We start from the raw sequence: 20,301 nt of genomic DNA, 5'->3' as shown, positions 1-20,301 counted from the left end.
AATCAGTGCGGCGGGCATCCTACACTGGGGCATGCAGGGAGGAGTGATTGCCGCGCTGGCCTTGGCCTGGCTGGCGGGTACGGCATGTCAGCTGCAGCAACCGGAGCTCTGGCCGACGACGGCTTACGGGCTGATGGCGGGGCTGTCGGGGCTGGCACTGGTGGGCGGAGTGACGGCGGCGGCGCGCTTGCGTCAGGCCCGCCTGCGGGCCATGGGTGCGGCCGTTGCCATTGCCGTCAGCGCGTTGCTGGCCTTCGGCCTGGCGGGTCTGCGCGGTGACGGCCGGGTGGCCGAAACGCTGCCGGCCGCGCTCGAAGGCATCGATCTCGTGACGACCGGCCGCATCGTGCGCTTGCCCCAGGTCGATGCCGAAGGGCTGCATTTCGTGTTCGCACCGGACGGGCCGGCCCGCAACGCCCAAGGGCAGCCAGTGGCACTGCCCTCGCATCTGTGGCTGTCGTGGCCCCGCGCCGGCCTCGGCGAATCCGGCATGGCCGGCGCGCCCCAGCATGCGATGGCGGGCGAGCGCTGGCAACTTCCGCTGCGCCTGAAGCGGCCGCACGGCGCGATGAACCCCGAGGGTTTCGACGCGGAGCTTTATCTTTTCGAGCAAGGCATTGGAGCGACGGGCAGCGTGCGCGCCAGCGCGCCGACCGACCCCAAGCGCCTGGACGGACCGCGCGGGTGGCGGCTCGACGAGCAGCTCGACGCATCACGACAACGGTGGCGCGATGCCGCGCTGCTCAAGGGCGGCGCGCCCGAGGTCGCCGGCGTGCTGGCGGCGCTCACGGTCGGCGACCAATCGGCCATCGATTCGCCGGGCTGGGCGCTGTTCCGCCAGACCGGCGTCGCCCATCTGATGAGCATCAGCGGCCTGCACGTCACCCTGTTCGCCTGGCTGGCCTCGGCGCTCATCGGGCGCCTGTGGCGCGCCAGCCCGCGCTTGATGCATGCCTGGCCGGCGCCCTTCGCCGCGCGCTGGGGCGGGGTGCTGATGGCCACGGGGTATGCGCTGGTCGCGGGGTGGGGCGTCCCGGCACAGCGCACCGTCTGGATGCTGGGGTTGACCGTCGGCCTGCTGCAACTCGGCCTGCGCTGGCCGCCGTTGCTGGTCTGCCTCGTGGCCGGCGCGGCCGTCGCGGCGGTGGACCCGTGGGCCTTGCTGCAGCCGGGCTTCTGGCTGTCCTTCGTCGCGGTGGCCTTGCTGATTGCCAGCCAAGGGCCTGCGGGCGCTGCGGACCAGGCGATGAGCTGGCGGCAACGCCTGAGCGGCGTGCTCTACGGCGCCCTGCGACAGCAGGTGGTGGCCACGCTGGCCCTGGCTCCGCTCACCCTGTTGCTGTTCGAGCAGATCTCGATCGTCGGTTTCTTCGCGAACCTCGTCGCAGTGCCGTGGGTGACGCTGGTCGTCACGCCGCTGGCGCTGGCCGGGCTGGTGGTGTCGCCGCTGTGGGCGCTGGCCGGCTGGGCCTTGCAGCCTCTGCTCGCCTTGCTGCGGTTGCTCGCGCCGCTGCCGATGGCCGTGTGGTCGGTGCCGGCCGCGCCTGTGTGGGCCGGCGCCCTGGGGCTTGCAGGCGGTGCCCTGCTGGTGCTGCCGCTGCCGTGGAAGGCACGGCTGGCGGGCCTGCCGCTGCTGCTGCCTCTGCTCGCGCCGCCAGTGCAGCGCCCCGAGTCGGGCCGCTTCGAACTGCTGGCCGCCGACGTGGGGCAGGGCAGCGCCATCCTCGTGCGCACCGCCAACCACCTGCTGCTGCACGACACCGGCCCCAGCTACGGGCAGGACAACGACGCCGGCCAGCGAGTGCTGCTGCCGTTGCTTCGGGCGCGCGGCGAGACTCGCCTGGACAGCCTGGTGCTGAGCCACCGCGATGCGGATCATGTCGGCGGTGCCCCTGCGCTGCTGGCCGCGCTGCCGGTGGGTGAACTGCGAACCGGGCTGGAGCCGGGGCACGCCTTGCGCCAGTCCACCGGCCCGGGCGGCTTGAATGTGCCGCACGTGGACTGCGAGGCAGGCCAGTCCTGGGACTGGGACGGCGTGCATTTCGAGGTCCTTCATCCCGCCGCAGGCGCCTGGCACCCCGGCCTGAAGCCCAACGCGATGAGCTGCGTCCTCCGCGTGGCGGATTCCGCCGGCCACAGTGCCTTGCTGACCGGCGACATCGAGGCCGACCAGGAAGCGGCGCTGGCCGAGCGTCTGGGCCCGGCGCTGCGCAGCGACATCCTGCTCATTCCCCACCACGGCAGCCAGACCTCGTCCACCGCTGCCTTCCTGGCCGCCGTCCGGCCGCGCGTCGCCATCGCGCAGGCCGGCTACCGCAGCCGCTTCGGCCACCCGCATCCCGCCGTGCTGGCCCGCTACGCCGCCGCGGGCATCCCGGTGGTGCGCACGGACCACTGCGGTGCATGGTTTTCGAATGATGCCGGTGCATGGTGCACACGCGTCGTGCAGCGGCGATACTGGCATTGGCAGCCCCCGGCCACGTCGCCCGCGGGTGGTGCGGTTGTTGCTAACGAGTAGGTCAAGGAGAGTCTGGATGACAAGACCGAGCTTCGACGAGATGCAGGCGACGAGCGCCACGGTGCGCGAGCACTACCGCATGTACGACCAATGGCTGTCGCAACAACCGCGGGACATCATGAAGAGCCGGCGCGAGGAGGCCGAGGTCATCTTCCGCCGCGTGGGCATCACCTTCGCCGTCTATGGCGACAAGGACGACGGAGAGGGCACCGAGCGGCTGATCCCGTTTGATCTCATTCCCCGGGTCATCCCGGCGCACGAATGGCGCGAGATGGAAAAGGGCCTGCGCCAGCGCGTCACCGCCCTGAACCGCTTCATCCACGACATCTACCACGGCCAGGAGATCCTCAAGGCGGGCATCGTCCCCGAGGCGCAGATCCTGGACAACGCGCAGTTCCGGCCCGAGATGATGGGCGTGTCGGTGCCGCAGAACGTCTACTCGCACATCGCCGGCATCGACATCGTGCGCGCCGCCAACCCCGACGGCAGCGGCACCTACTACGTGCTGGAGGACAACCTGCGCGTGCCCAGCGGCGTGAGCTACATGCTCGAAGACCGCAAGATGATGATGCGGCTGTTCCCCGAGCTCTTCAGCGACCACCGCGTCGCCCCGGTGGCCCACTACCCCGACCTGCTGCTGGAGACGCTTCGCAGCGTCGCGCCCAGTGGCGTGAACGAGCCGACGGTGGTGGTGCTGACCCCCGGCATGTACAACTCGGCCTACTTCGAGCACGCCTTCCTCGCCCAGCAGATGGGCGTGGAGCTGGTCGAGGGCCAGGACCTGTTCGTCAAGGACGGCTTCGTCTTCATGCGAACCACGCAAGGGCCGAAGCGGGTCGACGTGATCTACCGCCGCATCGACGACGACTTCATCGACCCGCTGGTCTTCCGCAAGGATTCGACGCTCGGCTGCGCCGGGCTGGTCAATGCCTACAAGTCCGGCAACGTGACGCTGTGCAATGCCATCGGCACCGGCATCGCCGACGACAAGTCGATCTATCCCTACGTGCCGAAGATGATCGAGTTCTACCTCGGCGAGAAGCCCATCCTCAACAACGTGCCCACCCACCTGTGCCGCGACGCGGGCGACCTGCAGTACGTCCTGGACCACCTGTCCGACCTGGTGGTGAAGGAAGTCCACGGCGCGGGTGGCTACGGCATGCTCGTCGGTCCGGCCTCCACCAAGGACGAGATCGCCAGGTTCCGCGAACACCTCATTGCCAACCCCGGCAACTACATCGCCCAGCCCACGCTGAGCCTGTCCACCTGCCCGACCTTCGTCGAATCGGGCATCGCCCCGCGCCACATCGACCTGCGTCCCTTCGTGCTCTCAGGCACGGACGTGCAACTGGTGCCCGGCGGCCTGACGCGGGTGGCACTGAAGGAAGGATCCCTCGTCGTCAACTCGTCGCAAGGCGGTGGCACGAAGGACACCTGGGTGCTCGAAGACTGAAAGTCGACGGGAGCCATGCACATGCTTTCACGTACCGCCGACCGTTTTTTCTGGATGGCCCGTTACATGGAGCGGGCGGTTCAAGCGCAAAGCGCTTGCGGCGAAGCCACAACACGGCCGCACGCGCCAGCGTGCGCGGTGTTTTCGGCCATGGGGAGGACTGCCTGATGCTTTCGCGAACTGCCGACCATCTTTTCTGGATGGCCCGTTACATGGAGCGGGCCGAAAACACCGCCCGCATGCTCGACGTCAACTACCAGACGGCACTGCTGCCCCAGTCTGCGGCCGTGGCCGAGCAAGGCTGGCAAGGCCTGCTCAGCATCTCGGAGCTGACCGACGACTACACCAAGCGCTACGGCGGCATCAACCCCCGGCAGGTGATGGCCTTCATGGTCAAGGACGAGCACAACTCCTCGTCCATCCTCTCGTGCCTGCGCGCCGCGCGCGAGAACGCGCGGGCCGTGCGCGGCACGCTCACCACCGAGGTCTGGGAGACCACCAACCAGACCTGGCTGGAGTTCAACCGCCTCATGCGCGACGGCCTGCTGGCGCGCGACCCGGGTGCCGTGTTCGAGTGGGTCAAGTTCCGTTCTCACCTGTCGCGTGGCGTCAGCGTGGGCACCATGCTGCAGGACGAGGCCTTCCACTTCATCCGCATAGGCGCTTCGCTGGAGAGGGCCGACAACACTGCACGCCTGCTGGACGTGAAGTTCCACGCGGTGCAAAGCGACTTCTACGGGGCGGCGAGCGAGCGCGACAGCGAGTACGACTTCTATCACTGGTCCGCCATCCTGCGCTCGGTTTCCGGCTTCGAGGTCTACCGCAAGGTCTACCGCAACGTGATCACGCCGGAGAAGGTGGCCGAGCTGCTCATCCTGCGCCACGACATGCCGCGCTCGCTCGCGGCCTGCATGCAGGAGGTCGTCTCCAACCTCAAGCTGGTGGCCAACGAGCAATCCGCCGACACCCGCCGCCGCGCCGGCCGCCTGCTGGCCGATCTCGAGTTCGGCCGCATCGACGAGATCCTCGCCACCGGGCTGCACGCCTATCTCACCCAGTTCCTCGACCGCGTCGGCGACCTGGGCCTCGGCATCAGCCGCGACTTCCTGGTGACATCCGAATGAGCATCCATGTTGCGCTGAAGCACGTCACTCACTACAAGTACGACCGCCGGGTTGCCCTCTCGCCCCAAGTGGTCCGCCTGCGGCCCGCGCCGCATTGCCGCACCAACATCCTGTCGTACTCGCTGAAGGTCGAGCCGGCAGAGCACTTCATCAACTGGCAGCAGGATCCGTTCGCCAACTACCTGGCACGCCTGGTCTTCCCGGAGAAGACGACCGAGTTCAAGGTCACGGTCGACCTCGTGGCCGAGATGTCGGTCTACAACCCGTTCGACTTCTTCCTCGAGCCCGGTGCCGAAACTTTCCCCTTCACCTACGAGCCCGGGCTCGCGCGCGAGCTGGCGCCGTACCTGGTGGCGGATTTCGCCACGCCGGCCATGCGCCGCTTCCTCGACAGCATTCCTCGCGAAGAGGCGCGCACCATCGACTTCCTCGTCGGCCTCAACCAGCGGCTGCAGAACGAGATCGGCTACCTCATCCGCATGGAGCCGGGCGTGCAGTCGCCGGAGGAGACGCTGCTCAAGGCCAGCGGCTCCTGTCGCGACACCGGCTGGCTGCTGGTGCAGACGCTGCGCCATCTCGGCCTGGCGGCACGCTTCGTCTCCGGCTACCTGATCCAGCTGGCGCCGGACGTGAAGGCGCTGGACGGCCCCAGCGGCACGGAGGTGGATTTCACCGATCTGCATGCCTGGTGCGAGGTCTACCTGCCGGGCGCCGGCTGGATAGGCTTCGACCCCACGTCCGGCCTGATGGCCGGCGAGGGCCACATTCCGCTGGCCTGCACGCCCCAGCCCTCCAGCGCGGCGCCGGTGAGCGGCGCGGTGGACGAATCCGAGGTCGAGTTCAGCCACGAGATGGCGATCACCCGCATCTGGGAGTCGCCGCGCGTCACCCGGCCCTACACCGAGGATCAATGGACCGGCGTGCTGCAGCTCGGCGACCAGGTCGATGCCGACCTGCAGGCCGGCGACGTTCGCCTCACCATGGGCGGCGAGCCCACCTTCGTGGCAGTGGGTGACCGCGACGGCGCGGAGTGGAACACCGATGCCCTCGGCCCGACCAAGCGCATGTACGCGCAGGACCTGGTGCAGCGCCTGCGCGCCGAATACGGCCAGGGAGGCTTCCTGCACTTCGGCCAGGGCAAGTGGTACCCCGGCGAACAGCTGCCGCGCTGGGCCCTGTCCATCTACTGGCGCGCCGATGGCCAGCCCTGCTGGCACGATCCCTCGTTGTTCGCCGACGAGCGCGACCCGCACGCCTACACGAGCGCCGATGCCAAGCGCTTCCTCCACGCGCTCACTGGGCGCCTGGGGCTGGACACGCAGTACGTGCAGACCGGCCACGAGGACACCTGGTATTACCTCTGGCGCGAGCGCCGTCTGCCGGTGAATGTCGACCCGTTCGATGCCAAGCTGGACAACGAGCAGGAGCGGATGCGCCTGCGCCGCGTCTTCACCCAGGGCCTGGAGCACGAGGTGGGCTACGTGCTGCCCATCAAGCGCGCAGAAGGCCCGGCCCTGCAAGGCTCGCGCTGGCAGACCGGCCCCTGGTTCTTCCGCGACGAGCGCATGTACCTGACGCCGGGCGACTCGCCCATGGGCTACCGGCTGCCGCTCGATTCGCTGCCGTGGGTCAGCAAGGGCGATTTCCCCTACCTGCACGAGCACGACCCCTTCGCCCCGCGCGACCAGCTGCCCGCGGCCGCCACGCTGCGGGCCCAGTACGCCGGCGGTGGCTACCCCGGCCCCGAGGCCGCCGGCTTTGCCGAGGGCGGCACGGTGGCCGTCCAATGGCGCCGCCGGGGCGAGCCCTGGCCGCGAGAGGAGGGCGCGCAAGGCCTGGCTGCAGCCGCGGGAGACACGGGCGATCCCACATCGGCCGCCGCGGCTTCCTTTCTCAGCACCGCCTTCCCCTCGCGCCAGCAGTCGGCCCACTGGATCACCCGCACGGCGGTGTGCGTGGAAGTGCGCGACCCGCGCCGCGCCAACGGCCCCAAGGCCGAGTCGCAAGGCCAGGCCACCGGCGTGCTCTACGTCTTCATGCCGCCGCTGCAGGCGCTGGAGCACTACCTCGAGCTGCTCGCCGCCGTGGAGGCCACGGCCGCCGAGCAAGGCGTGAAGATCGTGCTCGAGGGCTACCCGCCCCCGCGCGACCCGCGGCTGAAGCTGCTGCAGGTCACGCCGGATCCCGGCGTCATCGAGGTCAACATCCACCCCGCGCACTCCTGGCGCGAGCTGGTGCAGCACACCGAGTTCCTGTACGAGGCCGCCTTCCAGTCGCGCCTGTCGAGCGAGAAGTTCATGCTGGACGGCCGCCATACCGGCACCGGCGGCGGCAACCACTTCGTGCTGGGCGGCTCCACGCCGAGCGATTCGCCCTTCCTGAGGCGGCCGGACCTGCTGGCTTCGCTGCTGGCGTACTGGCACAACCATCCGAGCCTGAGCTACCTGTTCTCGGGCCTGTTCATCGGCCCGACCAGCCAGGCGCCCCGGGTGGACGAAGCCCGCAACGACCAGCTGCGCGAACTCGAGATCGCCATCGGAGAGATCGCCAAGGCGAAGAAGGTCCACGGTGAGCACATGCCGCCCTGGCTGGTCGACCGCACGCTGCGCAACGTGCTGGTCGATGTCACCGGCAACACCCACCGCAGCGAGTTCTGCATCGACAAGCTCTACTCGCCGGATTCATCCACCGGGCGGCTGGGGCTGCTGGAGTTGCGTGCGTTCGAGATGCCGCCGCATGCGCGCATGAGCATCGTGCAGCAACTCCTGCTGCGCGCGCTGGTGTCGCGCTTCTGGCGCGAGCCCTACCAGGCGTCGCTGGTGCGCTGGGGCACCGAGCTGCACGACCGCTTCCTGCTGCCCAACTTCGTCAGGATGGATTTCGAGGACGTGCTGCAGGACATGGCCGGGGCCGGCTACGCCTTCGACGACAGCTGGTTCGCGCCGCACTTCGAGTTCCGCTTCCCCAAGATCGGCGAGCTGAAATCCCGCGGCGTGCACGTGACCCTGCGCAATGCGCTGGAGCCCTGGCACGTGATGGGCGAAGAGGGCGCCGCCGGCACCACGGTGCGCTATGTGGATTCGTCGCTGGAGCGCATCGAGGTGCACGTGAGCGGCCTGGTCGACCCGCGCCACCGCGTCGCGGTGAACGGCGTGGCGCTGCCGCTGCAGCCCACCGGCCGGGCGGGCGAGTACGTCGCCGGCGTGCGCTACCGCGCCTGGCAGCTGCCCTCGGCCCTGCATCCCACCATAGGTGCCCACGTGCCACTGACCATCGACCTGGTGGACACCTGGATGAACCGCGCGCTGGCCGGCTGCCAGTACCACGTGGCCCACCCGGGCGGGCGCAACTACGTCACCTTCCCGGTCAACGCCTACGAGGCCGAGAGCCGCCGCCTGGCGCGCTTCTTCGACATGGGCCACACGGTGGGCACGCAGCAGGTTCCGCCGCCAGTGCGCAGCCTGGAGTTCCCGTTCACGCTGGATCTGCGCAAAGCATGACGTGCCTTCGCACCGGCAGGGCGGCTCCCGAGGGTGCCGGCCTGCCAGCGCAGGCATGATTGACCCATGTCCCTCCCTCCGCCCGCGGATCCGTCCCGCCAGCAGCCCAGCCTGCTGCCCGACGAGCTCCCCGAACCGGCCATCCTGGCCTCTGCCGCCGCCTTGTCAGGCAGCGAAGGCCACTTCGACGAGCTCCACGGCCGCCTGAACGCGCCCGGCGCCTCGCGCACCACCATCGCCCCGCTCTGGCGCCAGTTCTTCGACGCCGGCGGCACCTCGGGCTGGCAGGACCTCGCCGCGCGAGCGCAGCGCGTGCAGCGCCGCGTGCAAGAGGACGGCGCCACCTACAACGTCTATTCCGAAGAGAGCAACCGCCAGGCCCTGCGCCAATGGCCGCTGGAGCTGCTGCCCATGCTCATCGCGGCCGACGAATGGGCCGGCATCGAGGCGGGCATCGCCCAGCGCGCCCGCCTGCTCAACGCGGCGATGGCGGATGTCTACGGTGAACGCCGCCTGCTCGACGAGGGCCTGCTGCCGCCTTCGCTGGTGCTGGGACACCCGCAGTACCTGCGGCCCATGCACGGCATCACCCCGCGCGGCGGCGTGCACCTGCACGTCGCGGCCTTCGACCTTTCCCGCGGGGTGAACGGCGGCTGGCGCGTGCTGGCCCAGCGCTGCCAGGCTCCGTCGGGCCTGGGCTACCTGCTGGAGAACCGGCTCATCATCGCCCAGCAGTTTCCCGAGGCCTTCCGCGGATTGCACGTGCAGCGGGTGGCCGCGAGCTTCCAGACCCTGCTGCAAGGCCTGCTGCGACTGTCGCCCGCCGGCGAACGCTCGCGCGTCGTCCTGCTCACGCCGGGCCCGCACAGCGAGACCTACTTCGAGCAGGTCTTCCTCGCCCGCTACCTCGGGCTGACCCTGGTCGAGGGCGGGGACCTGACGGTGCGCGGCAACCGCCTGTACCTCAAGACCCTTCACGGCCTGGAGCGGGTGCACGTGCTGCTGCGCCGCGTCGACGACGACTACCTCGACCCGCTGGAGCTGCGCCCCGACTCCGCCCTCGGCGTGCCCGGCCTGCTGCAGGCCATGCGGGCGGGCGAAGTGGTGGTGGCCAACGCCCCGGGCGCCGGCTGGCTGGAAAGCCCCGGCCTGATGGCCTTCTGGCCCGGCGTGGCCGAAAAGCTCCTGGGCGAGGAGTTGCTGCTGCCCGCGACCACCACCTGGTGGTGCGGCGAAGAGGCCGTCTGGCAGAAGCTGGCGCCCAAGCTGGCCGATTACGTGGTGGCCCCGACCTTTCCCGCCAATGAGGTCACCGGCACGGGCACCAGCGGCTTTGCGCCGCTCGTCGCCGCCGCACTCGCGCCCGGCGCGCGCGCCGCCCTGCAGGCGCGCATCGAGGGCGACCCGGCCGCGCACACCCTGCAGGCGCGCGTGCGGCCGAGCGAGACGCCCGTCTGGCGCGAAGGGGTGCTCGAGCCCCGCGCGGCGGTGCTACGAGTATTCGCGGTCAGCGATGGAGCGGGCGGCTGGCGCGTCCTCCCAGGAGGACTGACACGCGTGAGCCACCGCCGCGACGGCGCGCACGACCCGTGGCTGTCGATGCAGCGCGGCAGCGCCAGCGCCGACACCTGGGTCCAGACCGAAGGCGAGGTCGACACCACCAGCCTGCTGCCCAAGCCGCTCACGGCGGCGGATCTGCAGGGCTGGCATCGCACGGTGACCAGCCGCTCGGCCGAGAACCTTTTCTGGCTGGGCCGCTACACCGAGCGGGCGGAGAACTCCGTCCGCCTCGCGCGCCTGACGCTGGAGGCCTTGTCCGGCAGCTTCGTCTACGACGCGTCGCCCCCGTCGCTGGCGGTGCTCGATGCGCTGGCGCGACGCCACGGCCTGGTCGGCGCCGGCGTGCCGTCCCCTGAACAGAGCCTGCGCCTTTTCGAGCGGTCGCTGGTCTATGCCCTTGGCGATGCGGAGTCCAGCTACAGCGTCGCCTTCAACCTGCGCTCGCTCAAGGGCTGCGCGCAGGCGTTGCGCGAACGCCTTTCGCAAGAGCACTGGAAGCTCATCCACGAGGTGGGCGAGCATTTCGAGCAGCACTACGAGCAGGTCATGCAAAGCCCGGCCAGCGAGCCCTTGGCCGACGCGCTGGGCGTGCTCAACCGCGTCACCACGCACCTGGCTGCCATCACCGGCGCCCAGACCGATCGAATGACCCGCGACGACGGCTGGCGATTGCTGAGCGTCGGCCGCCAGATCGAGCGCCTGGACTTCCTGGCCCACGCCCTGTCCACCGGCTTCGAGCACGGCCTGCACCGGCTAGACGACGGCTTCGCGCTGCTGCTGGGCGTGTTCGACTCCACCATCACCTACCGCGCCCAGTTCCAGGCCCGGCGCGAGGTACCGCCCTTGCTGCACCTCCTGGTCCACGACACCGACAACCCGCGCTCGCTCGCGTGGGTGGCCCGCACCATGCGCGACCGCTTCGTGAAGCTGGCCCGCCACGAGCCCCTGTGGGCCCACGAGCTGGCGCAGACCCTGCCGCGCCCCGAGGACTGGCCGCTGGACGTGATGGCCGCCGAAGACGCCGACGGCGGCCATGCCACGCTGGTGGCGGCGCTTCAGGATTGCAGCACCCTCGCCCTCTCTCTGTCGGATGCGCTGAGCCGGCGCCTGTTCTCGCACGTGAGCGGCGTGGACCGCGCGGTGTGGCAGTGATGGAAGAGGGCAGGGCCACGATGAACGAATCCACCGCTTCCATCCCCGAAGCCGCGCCGCCGTTGCAGGCCGTGTCCGGCCAGGCCGACGACCTGGTCTGGCTGAAGGTCCGCCACGAGACCGTGTACGACTACGACGCGCCGGTCGAGCTGGCCCACCACATCGCCCACCTCGCCCCCAGAGAGACACCGCGGCAGCAGGTGCGCGACTGGCGCCTTTACGTCGATCCCCCGCCCGACGAATGGCTGCAAGGCCGGCCCATAGTCGACGGCGGCGTGCCCCAGGGCCAGAGCAGCGTCGACAGCTGGGGCAACACGCGAGTGGCCTTCAGCCACGCCCGCGTTCACGCCAGGCTGCAGGTCGTCAGCAGTTTCGAGGCGGGCTTGCGTCACATGCCCGAGCCCGACCCCGACAACAGCCCGCCGTGGGAAGAAGCGGCGCAGGAGCTCCGCTACCACGCCGGCGCGGTGCGAAGCGAGGAGGTCGAGTTCAGCCTGCCCTCCACCTACGCTCCGCGGGACGCGGCCCTGGCCGCCTTCGCGCGCGAGGCCTTCACGCCAGGGGCCTCGGTGGTGGTCGGTTCGCTGGCCCTGATGCACCTCATCCACGAGCGCTTCACCTACGAACCGCAATCCACCAACGTCGCCACCCGCGCGCCCGAAGCCTTGGCCGAGCTGCGCGGCGTGTGCCAGGACTTCGCCCACGTGATGATCGGCGCGTGCCGCTCGCTGGGTCTGGCGGCGCGCTACGTCAGCGGCTACCTGCTGACGCAGCCGCCGCCGGGCCAGCCCCGCCTGGTCGGTGCCGACGCGAGCCATGCCTGGGTGCAGGTGTGGTGCCCGGCCCAGGGCTGGATACGGCTCGATCCGACGAATGCGGTGGTGGTCGGCACGGACCATGTCGCACTGGGCTGGGGGCGGGACTACGCGGATGTCGCGCCGCTGCGGGGGGTGATCCGGGGCGGCGGCAGCGCGGTGCCGCGCGTGGCGGTGACCGTGACACCGATGGCACCGTAGCGCGGCCGTCCGCACGACGAGGGCTCTCGCGCCCTTGCAATTCGTAGCCTGAAGCGGTCCCTTGCCGCGGCCGATTCGGCGATAGTCCGGCCCGTGGCCTCCCATAGCATTCCGGCCCGGCTCGACCGATTGCCGTGGTCGCCCTGGCACTGGCGCGTCGTGATCGCGCTGGGCGTCGCCTGGGTCCTGGACGGACTCGAGGTGACGATCGTCGGCTCCATCGGCAGCGTGCTCGAGCGCGGCGACACGCTCGGCCTCGGCGCAGCCCAGGTCGGCTGGGCGGGATCGCTCTACGTCGGCGGCGCCGTGCTGGGTGCGCTCGCCTTTGGCCGCATGGCCGACCGCCTGGGACGCAAGCGCCTGTTCCTGCTGACCCTCGTGGTCTACATGGCGGCGACGATGGCCACGGCGTTCACCGGCGGCTTCTGGGGCTTCGCCGCGTGCCGGTTCGTCACGGGCATCGGCATCGGCGGCGAATACGCGGCCATCAACTCGGCCATCGACGAGTTGATCCCGGCCCGCGTGCGCGGCCGCGTCAACCTCGCCATCAACGGCAGCTTCTGGGTCGGCGCCGCGCTGGGCGCGCTGCTCTCGCTGGTGCTCCTCGACGAGCGCGTGCTGGGCCCGCAGCTCGGCTGGCGCGTCGCCTTCCTCGCCGGCGGTGTCCTCGCGCTGGCGATCGTGCTCGTGCGCCGCTACGTCCCCGAAAGCCCTCGATGGCTCATCGCGCGCGGGCGCACCGAAGAGGCGGAGCGCATCCTGATGGACATCGAGAACAGCGTGCGCGCCAGCTCCGGCCAGCCGCTGGCCGAGCTGCCTGCGCACGCGGCGCTGCCCGTCGGGCGCACGCGGCTGCCGACGATGGGCGAGGTGGCGCACGTGCTGCTGCGGCGCTACCGGCGACGCAGCGCGCTGGTGCTGGCCCTGATGGTTTCGCAGGCCTTCTTCTACAACGCCATCTTCTTCACCTACGCCCTGGTGCTCACCCGCTTCTATGGCGTGGGCGAGGCGGACGTCGCGCTGTACATCTTCCCGTTCGCCGCCGGCAACGTGCTGGGGCCGCTGCTGCTCGGGCCCCTGTTCGACCGCATAGGCCGCCGCGTCATGATCGCCGCGACGTATGCGCTTTCCGGCGTGGGCCTCGCACTCACAGGCCTGGGCTTTGTCTTCGACGTGCTGGATGCGACCACCCAGACGCTCGCCTGGTCGGGCGTGTTCTTCCTCGCCTCCGCGGCAGCGAGCTCGGCCTACCTGACGGTGAGCGAGGTGTTCCCGCTCGAGATGCGCGCGCTCTCCATCTCGATCTTCTACGCCGTCGGAACGGGGGTCGGCGGCTTTGCCGCGCCCGCGCTCTTCGGGGCGCTCATCGCCACCGGCAGCCGCGGCAACGTGTTCGTGGGTTATGCGGTAGGCGCGGCACTGGTGCTTGTCGCCTCGGCGATCGCCTGGCGCTACGCGGTCGATGCCGAGTGCAAGCCCCTGGAGCACGTGGCGCCTCCCTTGGGCGCCGACGAGCCCGACCGCCTCGCGGTCAACCCTGCCGCACGAGGCCCCGCCTGACGAGATCCTGGAGCAGCGCGCGCAGCTGCTCTTCGGCGGCCTTCTCGGCGGCTTCCTGCTGGCGGCTCAGCGCCTCCATCTGGCGGCCCAGCTCCTCCATCGCCTGGTCTGCTTGCTGTTCGTGCTGGGCCGATCTCTGGTGCAGGGCCTGTTCCAAGGATTCGCTCACCCTGTCCATCTGATCGCTCAAGGCCTCGATGGATTCGTCCAGCGGCTCCAGCGACCTCTCCAGCTGCTCCTGCTGCTGCTCGAGCCTGGCGAGCTGCTTCTCGTCGCGGGTGGTGTTCATCCTTCGCGTGAGCTTGTCGACCTCGGCCTGCGCCTTGTCGCGCTGCTTCTGCAGCAGGGCCATCTCCTTGCCGAGCGCCTGGAGTTCGGCTGCGGGCGCCTCGTGCACAGCCTCGGTCTCGCGGGCCACGCGCTCCAGCGCTTCCGACTGCGCGTCCATCTGCTGGCCGAGCTCGTCCATCTTCGCATCGAAGGCCTGGACCGGCGCCCACAACGCCCGGACTTCGGCGAGCGCCGCCGGATCCGTCACCACGTAGCGCTGCGTGCCCTGGCGCACCCACAGGAAGTCGCCGTGGATGCCCTTGCGCCGGGCCTGCAGTTCGCGCATGTCCTGGTCATCGGCCGACATCGTGCTGCTGCCGTCCTCCGAGATGAAGGCGAAGGCGAAGGGCTGGCGGTCGTCGCGCGTCTCGCTGGGGCGCTGGACGGCCTGGGTGGCCGGCACGGTGGATGCAGCCGGCGTACGAGCCACCGGCGCGGCGGCTGCCGCCAACCCTGACGCATGCGCGGCGATCGCCAGCGCGGCCAACCCGGCGAACGGGAGCAGCAGCTTGCCGCCCAGCGGTTGATGTATCGGCCGGACCAGACGTCTGATGCGTGTCATGAGGCTTCCTCCTTTTGCAGCGAGGGCGAGCAGGGGCTGGGGCGACTGCCATCGCGCCAGTTCGGACAGGGCCAGCGCCAGTTGGCGGCGATTGCCGAGCGCTTCGGCGGCCAGGTCGTCGGCGATCTGCTCCCGCTCGATGCGGATGCGGTGCGAAAGCCACCAGACGACGGGGTGATAGAACAGCAGCACCTCGACGATGCTCTGGACGAGGTTGGCCAGGTAGTCCAGCCGCCGGATGTGCGCGAGCTCGTGGGCCAGCAATGCCTCCAGCAGCTCGGCCGGCATGCGCGCGAGCAGGGCCGCGGGCAACAGGATGATCGGGCGCCAGCGGCCGACCGTGACCGGCCCTTCCACGCCTTCCAGCACATGCAGGCGCGGCAGCCGGCGCAGGCCCATGCGCTGCGCCAGCTCAGCCAGCCGCGCCGTCCAGACCGGATCGATGCGATGGTTCGAAGCACGGGCGGCAACATGGAGCCGCCGCACCCAGCCGACGCCCAGCGCCAGCCGCAGCGACATCAGAGCCGCCCCGATGCTCCAGATCAGCACGACTGCCGGCAGGCCGGGCGCCAGGGCTGCCACGGACAGGGCCTGGACTCGATGCGGCATCGTTGCCGTGACGCCTGCGACATGGATCGGCGCTTCGCTCATCCAGGCTTCTGCCGGCGCAGGCGCGGGAGCCAGGACGTGCCACGCAGGCAGGCACATGCACAGCACCAGCGCCGTGCCACAGAGCGCATAGCGCGCCTGCGGGCGAGCGTTGCGCAGCAGGGCGAGGCCGATGGCGGCGAGGCAACCGACCAGCGCCCCTTGCCAGACGAAATGCAGCAGCGCCATGCCCAGGCGAACGACGACTTCCTCCAGCGCGGCGTTCATCTCTTGGCCTCCTTTGCCTCGGTCTCGGCCAGCAGGCGCTGGATCTCCGCCCGCTCGGCGGCGCTGACATGCCCGCGCAGCGCCGCGAGCACCAGCGCCTTGCCGGAGCCGCCGAAGGCCCGGCCGATGAAGTCGCGCAGGAGCCGGGTCTGCAGCTGCCCCTGCGCCTGCCTGGCCGCATAGACGTGGGAGCGCTGGCTCTCGTCGCGCGTCACCAGCCCCTTGGCGTGCATGACCTGGAGTTGCCGCAGCACCGTGGCGCTGGCCAGCTCGGGGCGCGTCTGGCTGGCCTGCTGGTGCACGGCTTTCGCCGTGGAAGGGCCGAGCTGCCAGAGCACTTTCAGCAGCTCCAGCTCGGCGGCAGTGGGCTTGGGAACGGTCGCCATGGACACTCGCATCAGGGGTCGACGATGCGTCCAGAATAGTTGTTCTAGAACGTCTTGTCTACATCCTGCATTCGCTCGCGGCGCGAGCTCCGGGTCCAGCGCAGATTCGGCCTTGCCGCCGGTCGGGCCGGCGCGCAGAATCGACGGGTTGCACGGCAGCTTCCCGCACGGTCATCGGTCCGATTGGAGGACATCATGCGATGGACGACTCTCACGGCGGCTTCGTTGGCGTTGGCGATGACAGCACCGGCCGGTGCCCACGAGTCCGAGCCCGGCACCGGTCAACTCGGCACGGTCCATTTCGCGAACTCGTGCGACGCCAAGGTCCAGAAGGAACTGCAGCGTGGCGTCGCCATGCTGCATTCGTTCTGGTTCAACGCCGGCGAGAAGACCTTCCGCCACGTGCTGGAGGACGACCCTGACTGCGCGGTGGCGGATTTCGGCATCGCCGCCTTGCTGATGAACAACCCGCTGGCGGGGCAGGGCGCATCGCCCAAGGGGGCCGAGGCCGCGATGGCCGCGATCAAGCATGCGCGCAGCTCCGGCGCGAAGACCCAGCGCGAGCGTGATTACGTCGAGGCGGTCGCCGCCTACTACGTCGATTTCGCCGACCGGCCCGAGCGGGCCCGCCAGCTTTCGCGCTCGCAGGCATTCGAGGCCCTGGCCGCCAAGTACCCGGACGACGACGAGGCGCAGATCTTCTCTGCGCTCTACCTCGCCGGGACGCAGGCGCAGTCCGACCAGACCTACGCCGCTTACCTCAAGGCCGCGGCCATCCTGGAGAAGCAGTTCGTCAAGTACCCGGACCATCCCGGCGTGGCCCACTACCTGATCCACATCTACGACGCGCCGCCCATCGCCAGCCAGGGCCTGCCGGCGGCGCGCAAATATGCCGCCATCGCACCCGATGCGCCGCACGCCTTGCACATGCCTTCGCACATCTTCACCCGCGTCGGCAGTTGGCAGGATTCCGTGGCGTTGAACCGCCGCTCCGCCGACGCCGCCAGGAAGGACGGCAGCACGGCCGAGGCTTACCACGCGGCCGACTACCTCGTCTACGCGGACCTTCAGCTCGGCCGCGACCAGGATGCGCGCCGCGTTCTCGACGAGTTCAAGAGCGCAGGCGGGGCCACGCTGCCCCAGTTCGCCGGCCCCTACGCGGCCGTGGCGATGCCTGCGCGGTTGGCGATGGAGCGAGGCGACTGGGCTGCCGCAGCCCAGTTGCCGATGCAGGGAACGGCATTTCCCCATTGCGAGGCGATCACAGCGTTTGCGCGCGCGCTCGGCGCAGCGCGCATGGGCCATGTGGCCGCCGCCGAGCAGGACGCGCTCAAGCTCGAGGCACAGAACAAGGCGCTCGTCGAGGCGAAGAACAACTACTGGGCGACCGAAGTCGAGGTGCAGCGCATCACGGTCGCCGCCTGGCTGGCCAAGGCCAAGGGGCAGCCCGACGAGGCGGTGCGGCTGATGCGCGCGGCCGCCGACCTCGAGGACCGCAGCGAGAAGCACATCGTCACGCCGGGGCGCATCGTGCCCGCGCGGGAGCTGCTGGGTGAGATGCTGATGGAGCTGAAGCAGCCAGAAGCGGCGCTGAAGGAGTTCGAGCGGTCGCAGCTGCGCGAGCCCAATCGCCTGCGCGGCTACGCGGGCGCGGCGGCGGCCGCCGAGGCAGCTGGTGACCGAGACAAGGCGCGTCAGCACTACGCCAGGCTGCTCGAGCTGACGAAGGACGCCGACACGCCACTGCCGGTGATCGCGCAGGCCAAGAGCTACGTCGCGGCGAAGTGATGGTGCCCCGCCGCGCATTGCTGATCGCCGGCGCGTTGGCGTGTGCTGCCGGCGGTACCAGCGGCGCCCCGTCCGACGATGGCGACGACCAGGCGCTCAGCGCGGACGCGGACTATGCGGCTGGACTGAAGGCCGTGAAGGCGCGCGACTTTACTGCGGCTCTGCCGCGCTTCGTGGCGGCGCTCAAGCGGTTTCCCGAGGCGGCCAATCTCCACAACGAGCTGGGCTACACCTACCGCAACCTGGGGCAATTCCCGAAGGCTTTCGAGCACTACGAGCGCGCCCTGGCCATCGACCCCCGCCACCGCAGCGCGCACGAGTACATCGGCGAGGCCTACCTGATGGTGGGCGACGTGGCCGGCGCGCAGAAGCACCTCGACGCGCTGCGCTCCATCTGCACCCTGCCTTGCGAGGAGATGCGCGACCTGCAGGCCGCCATCGATGCGCATCGTCGCCAGGCTGCAGCTTCGGCACCCGCCGCCAAGTAGTTCGTCAGGGCACCACGACGAACGGACGCATCATGTCGTTGTCTTCGTGTTCGACGATGTGGCAGTGGTGCGCATAGCGCTGGGGCGCGCTCACGCCATCCGGGAGATCGAACTTCGCGCGGATCGTCGTGAAGTAGCCGGGGTTCACCTTGACCGTGTCCTTGAAGCCTCTTTCCTCGGGCTCCGGCGGCAGCATCGGCCCGGTCGCGAAGGGCGAAGGGTCTATACCTCCGGGCACGCCATGTGGCCCGCCATAAGCGGCCGCATACGCCTTGGCGTCGAAGGGCGTGCGGCCGATGACCTGGAAAGTGACCAGGTGCAGGTGCATCGGGTGGGTGTCGGCCGTGAGGTTGATGTAGACCCAGTCCTCAACGGTACCGGCTTTGGGCTTTTCGGTCGCCGGTTCATCGAAGCGCGCCGCGCTGAGATTGAGAGACCACTGCGCCTCTTCGGGTTCGACCTCGTTCAGGGTGATGTAGCGCGTGGTCACGGGGCCATGCAGATCGGCCTTGCGGCCCGGCAGGCTCGCCGGAATGGACGAGGGTCCCGCGTGGGTGACCTGGGTGCCGACGCGGATCTGCATCACCGCCGCGAGCGGAGGGGCGGGATTGGAAACCGGCCGGGGTGGGCGGTGGTTCTTCAGCGGCACCGCATGCCCGGCAAACCGGCTGAAGTCCACGATCACGTCGGCGCGTTCGGCCGGAGCGAGCACGAGCCGCTCCATCCTTACCGGGATGTCGAACAGCCCTCCTTCGGCGCCGATCTGCCAGAAGGTCGCACCGCCGATGTCGAGGTGGAGGATGCGCGCGTTGCAGCCATTGAGGATTCGCAGGCGATACATCCGCGGCTCGACCTCGAGATACGGCCACACCTTGCCGTTGACGAGCATCACGTCGCCGAAATACTCGCCGATCCAGGTCGTGCCTTCGATGTCGCTGCGTGGATAGAGGAAGCTGCCGTCCGGGTTGAACTGGCGGTCCTGGATCACCAGCGGGATCTCGTAGGCGCCCCCGGGGACGCCCAGCGGATTGGGCTCCGTGCCGGTGTCGAACTGGTCGCGGAGGATGTAGGCCGCGGCGAGGCCGGCGAAGACGTTCAGGCGGGTCGCGCCCAGGGCATGGTCGTGGAACCAGAGCAGCGAGGCCGGCATCTGCGGCGCCTGGTTGGTGTACAGCACGGTCTGGGTCTGGCCGGGGCCGAAGCCGAGCGGCGTCGTGGCGGGGCTGCCGTCGCTGTCGGCGGCCACGAAACCCCCGTGCAGGTGCGTCATGACGCGAACCCGATCGCCGAGCGGCGTCAATCGGGTGTCTACCGGCAGCCAGTCGGGATAGATCCTCGGCAGCGCGTGCCTGAAGTGCAGGGTCAGTGGAGTTCCACTTTGGGCGACCACCGCCATGCCGAACGAGCCGGCCTGGCCGCTCAGGCCGGAACCGTCGTCGTAGGCCCAGATCGGCGTGGGCGGCAGATCGGGATGAAGCTGCCGCCGGATCTCGCGCTGCGTGAACGTGTACTCGTTCTTTCCACTGGCTGCTGCCACCACGATGCCGGCGCCTGGCAGCGGCACAGGCTCCAGGTACTTCGCGAGCTGCCTGCCCTTGAATGCCGGGGATGCCGCGAAGGCGGCGGGGGAACCCAGCACGATGCCCGTCGCCAGGCCGGACTGCACGAATCGACGCCGAGTGATCGAGGTCATGACTTCACCTCCTGCCGCGTCAGGGTATCGGCGACGCGGCGCGGCTGATTGACGCGTGTCAACTGCGGACGCCCCTCTGTGCGCGGCGGCCAGGGGCATCCGTCATGCCTGTCCCGATCACCTAACGCCATGGCTGAGTGGCAGCATCGGCAAGGCCGGCCCATCGCCCTGCTCGCGATCCCCACAGGAAGAGGACGGGTTGCGACTGGAGGCCCGCCGGGGGGTGTCCGGCCGGGGGCATATACTGCCTGTTTCCTCCGCGCTCGAGCCGGCCGCACCATTGGGCGGACCGGTC

The 20,301-nt window shown here is 69.8% G+C and carries 13 protein-coding genes; 10 read left to right on the top strand and 3 right to left on the bottom strand.

Annotated features, from left to right (window positions below; all coding sequences use genetic code 11):
* The first annotated feature begins 43 nt into the window (after positions 1 to 43).
* From ACS5PM_RS02415 to ACS5PM_RS02380, 8 genes are all read left to right on the top strand, one after another.
* Positions 44 to 2,518, top strand: coding sequence for a DNA internalization-related competence protein ComEC/Rec2 (locus tag ACS5PM_RS02415; RefSeq protein ID WP_439385036.1), 2,475 nt, complete (start codon positions 44 to 46; stop codon positions 2,516 to 2,518).
* 16 nt (positions 2,519 to 2,534) lie between these two features.
* A complete protein-coding gene (locus tag ACS5PM_RS02410) occupies positions 2,535 to 3,971 on the top strand; it encodes a circularly permuted type 2 ATP-grasp protein (protein WP_439385034.1) in 1,437 nt (478 codons plus the stop codon).
* A gap of 15 nt (positions 3,972 to 3,986) precedes the next feature.
* Entirely contained in the window at positions 3,987 to 4,139 is a 153-nt protein-coding gene (locus tag ACS5PM_RS02405; protein WP_439385032.1) for an alpha-E domain-containing protein, read from the top strand.
* A complete protein-coding gene (locus ACS5PM_RS02400; protein WP_439385030.1) occupies positions 4,139 to 5,095 on the top strand; it encodes an alpha-E domain-containing protein in 957 nt (318 codons plus the stop codon). Before ACS5PM_RS02405 ends, ACS5PM_RS02400 begins: the two co-directional genes overlap by 1 nt.
* Positions 5,092 to 8,595, top strand: coding sequence for a transglutaminase family protein (locus ACS5PM_RS02395; RefSeq protein ID WP_439385028.1), 3,504 nt, complete (start codon positions 5,092 to 5,094; stop codon positions 8,593 to 8,595). Before ACS5PM_RS02400 ends, ACS5PM_RS02395 begins: the two co-directional genes overlap by 4 nt.
* 66 nt (positions 8,596 to 8,661) lie before the next feature.
* Entirely contained in the window at positions 8,662 to 11,307 is a 2,646-nt protein-coding gene (locus ACS5PM_RS02390; protein ID WP_439385026.1) for a circularly permuted type 2 ATP-grasp protein, read from the top strand.
* A 20-nt stretch (positions 11,308 to 11,327) separates the two neighbouring features.
* Positions 11,328 to 12,323 carry a transglutaminase family protein gene (locus ACS5PM_RS02385; RefSeq protein ID WP_439385024.1) on the top strand — a complete coding sequence of 332 codons (996 nt, stop codon included), beginning with the start codon at positions 11,328 to 11,330 and terminating at the stop codon, positions 12,321 to 12,323.
* 93 nt (positions 12,324 to 12,416) lie between these two features.
* Positions 12,417 to 13,883 (top strand): MFS transporter, encoded by a 1,467-nt coding sequence (locus tag ACS5PM_RS02380; RefSeq protein ID WP_439385022.1) that lies wholly within the window; start codon positions 12,417 to 12,419, stop codon positions 13,881 to 13,883.
* Here ACS5PM_RS02380 and ACS5PM_RS02375 read toward each other — a convergent pair.
* Together ACS5PM_RS02375 and ACS5PM_RS02370 are read right to left on the bottom strand one after the other, a co-directional pair.
* Entirely contained in the window at positions 13,855 to 15,651 is a 1,797-nt protein-coding gene (locus tag ACS5PM_RS02375; RefSeq protein WP_439385020.1) for a M56 family metallopeptidase, read from the bottom strand. The genes ACS5PM_RS02380 and ACS5PM_RS02375 overlap by 29 nt on opposite strands.
* Positions 15,648 to 16,037, bottom strand: coding sequence for a BlaI/MecI/CopY family transcriptional regulator (locus ACS5PM_RS02370; RefSeq protein WP_439385018.1), 390 nt, complete (start codon positions 16,035 to 16,037; stop codon positions 15,648 to 15,650). Before ACS5PM_RS02370 ends, ACS5PM_RS02375 begins: the two co-directional genes overlap by 4 nt.
* 195 nt (positions 16,038 to 16,232) lie before the next feature.
* Between ACS5PM_RS02370 and ACS5PM_RS02365 the strand changes: the two genes are divergently transcribed.
* Together ACS5PM_RS02365 and ACS5PM_RS02360 are read left to right on the top strand one after the other, a co-directional pair.
* Entirely contained in the window at positions 16,233 to 17,825 is a 1,593-nt protein-coding gene (locus ACS5PM_RS02365; protein WP_439385016.1) for a tetratricopeptide repeat protein, read from the top strand.
* A complete protein-coding gene (locus tag ACS5PM_RS02360) occupies positions 17,825 to 18,313 on the top strand; it encodes a tetratricopeptide repeat protein (RefSeq protein WP_439385014.1) in 489 nt (162 codons plus the stop codon). The genes ACS5PM_RS02365 and ACS5PM_RS02360 overlap by 1 nt, the downstream gene beginning before the upstream one ends.
* Before the next feature lie 4 nt (positions 18,314 to 18,317).
* Here ACS5PM_RS02360 and ACS5PM_RS02355 read toward each other — a convergent pair whose 3' ends face one another.
* On the bottom strand, positions 18,318 to 20,006 hold the full coding sequence (locus ACS5PM_RS02355) for a multicopper oxidase family protein (RefSeq protein ID WP_439385012.1): 1,689 nt from the start codon (positions 20,004 to 20,006) through the stop codon (positions 18,318 to 18,320).
* Positions 20,007 to 20,301: the final 295 nt, after the last annotated feature.

This window comes from Ideonella flava (assembly GCF_051857595.1).
In the GTDB taxonomy this organism is placed as follows: domain Bacteria; phylum Pseudomonadota; class Gammaproteobacteria; order Burkholderiales; family Burkholderiaceae_C; genus Ideonella.
The sequence above is the reverse complement of the archived record's forward strand: the minus strand, read 5'-3'. Positions and strand labels throughout refer to the sequence as shown.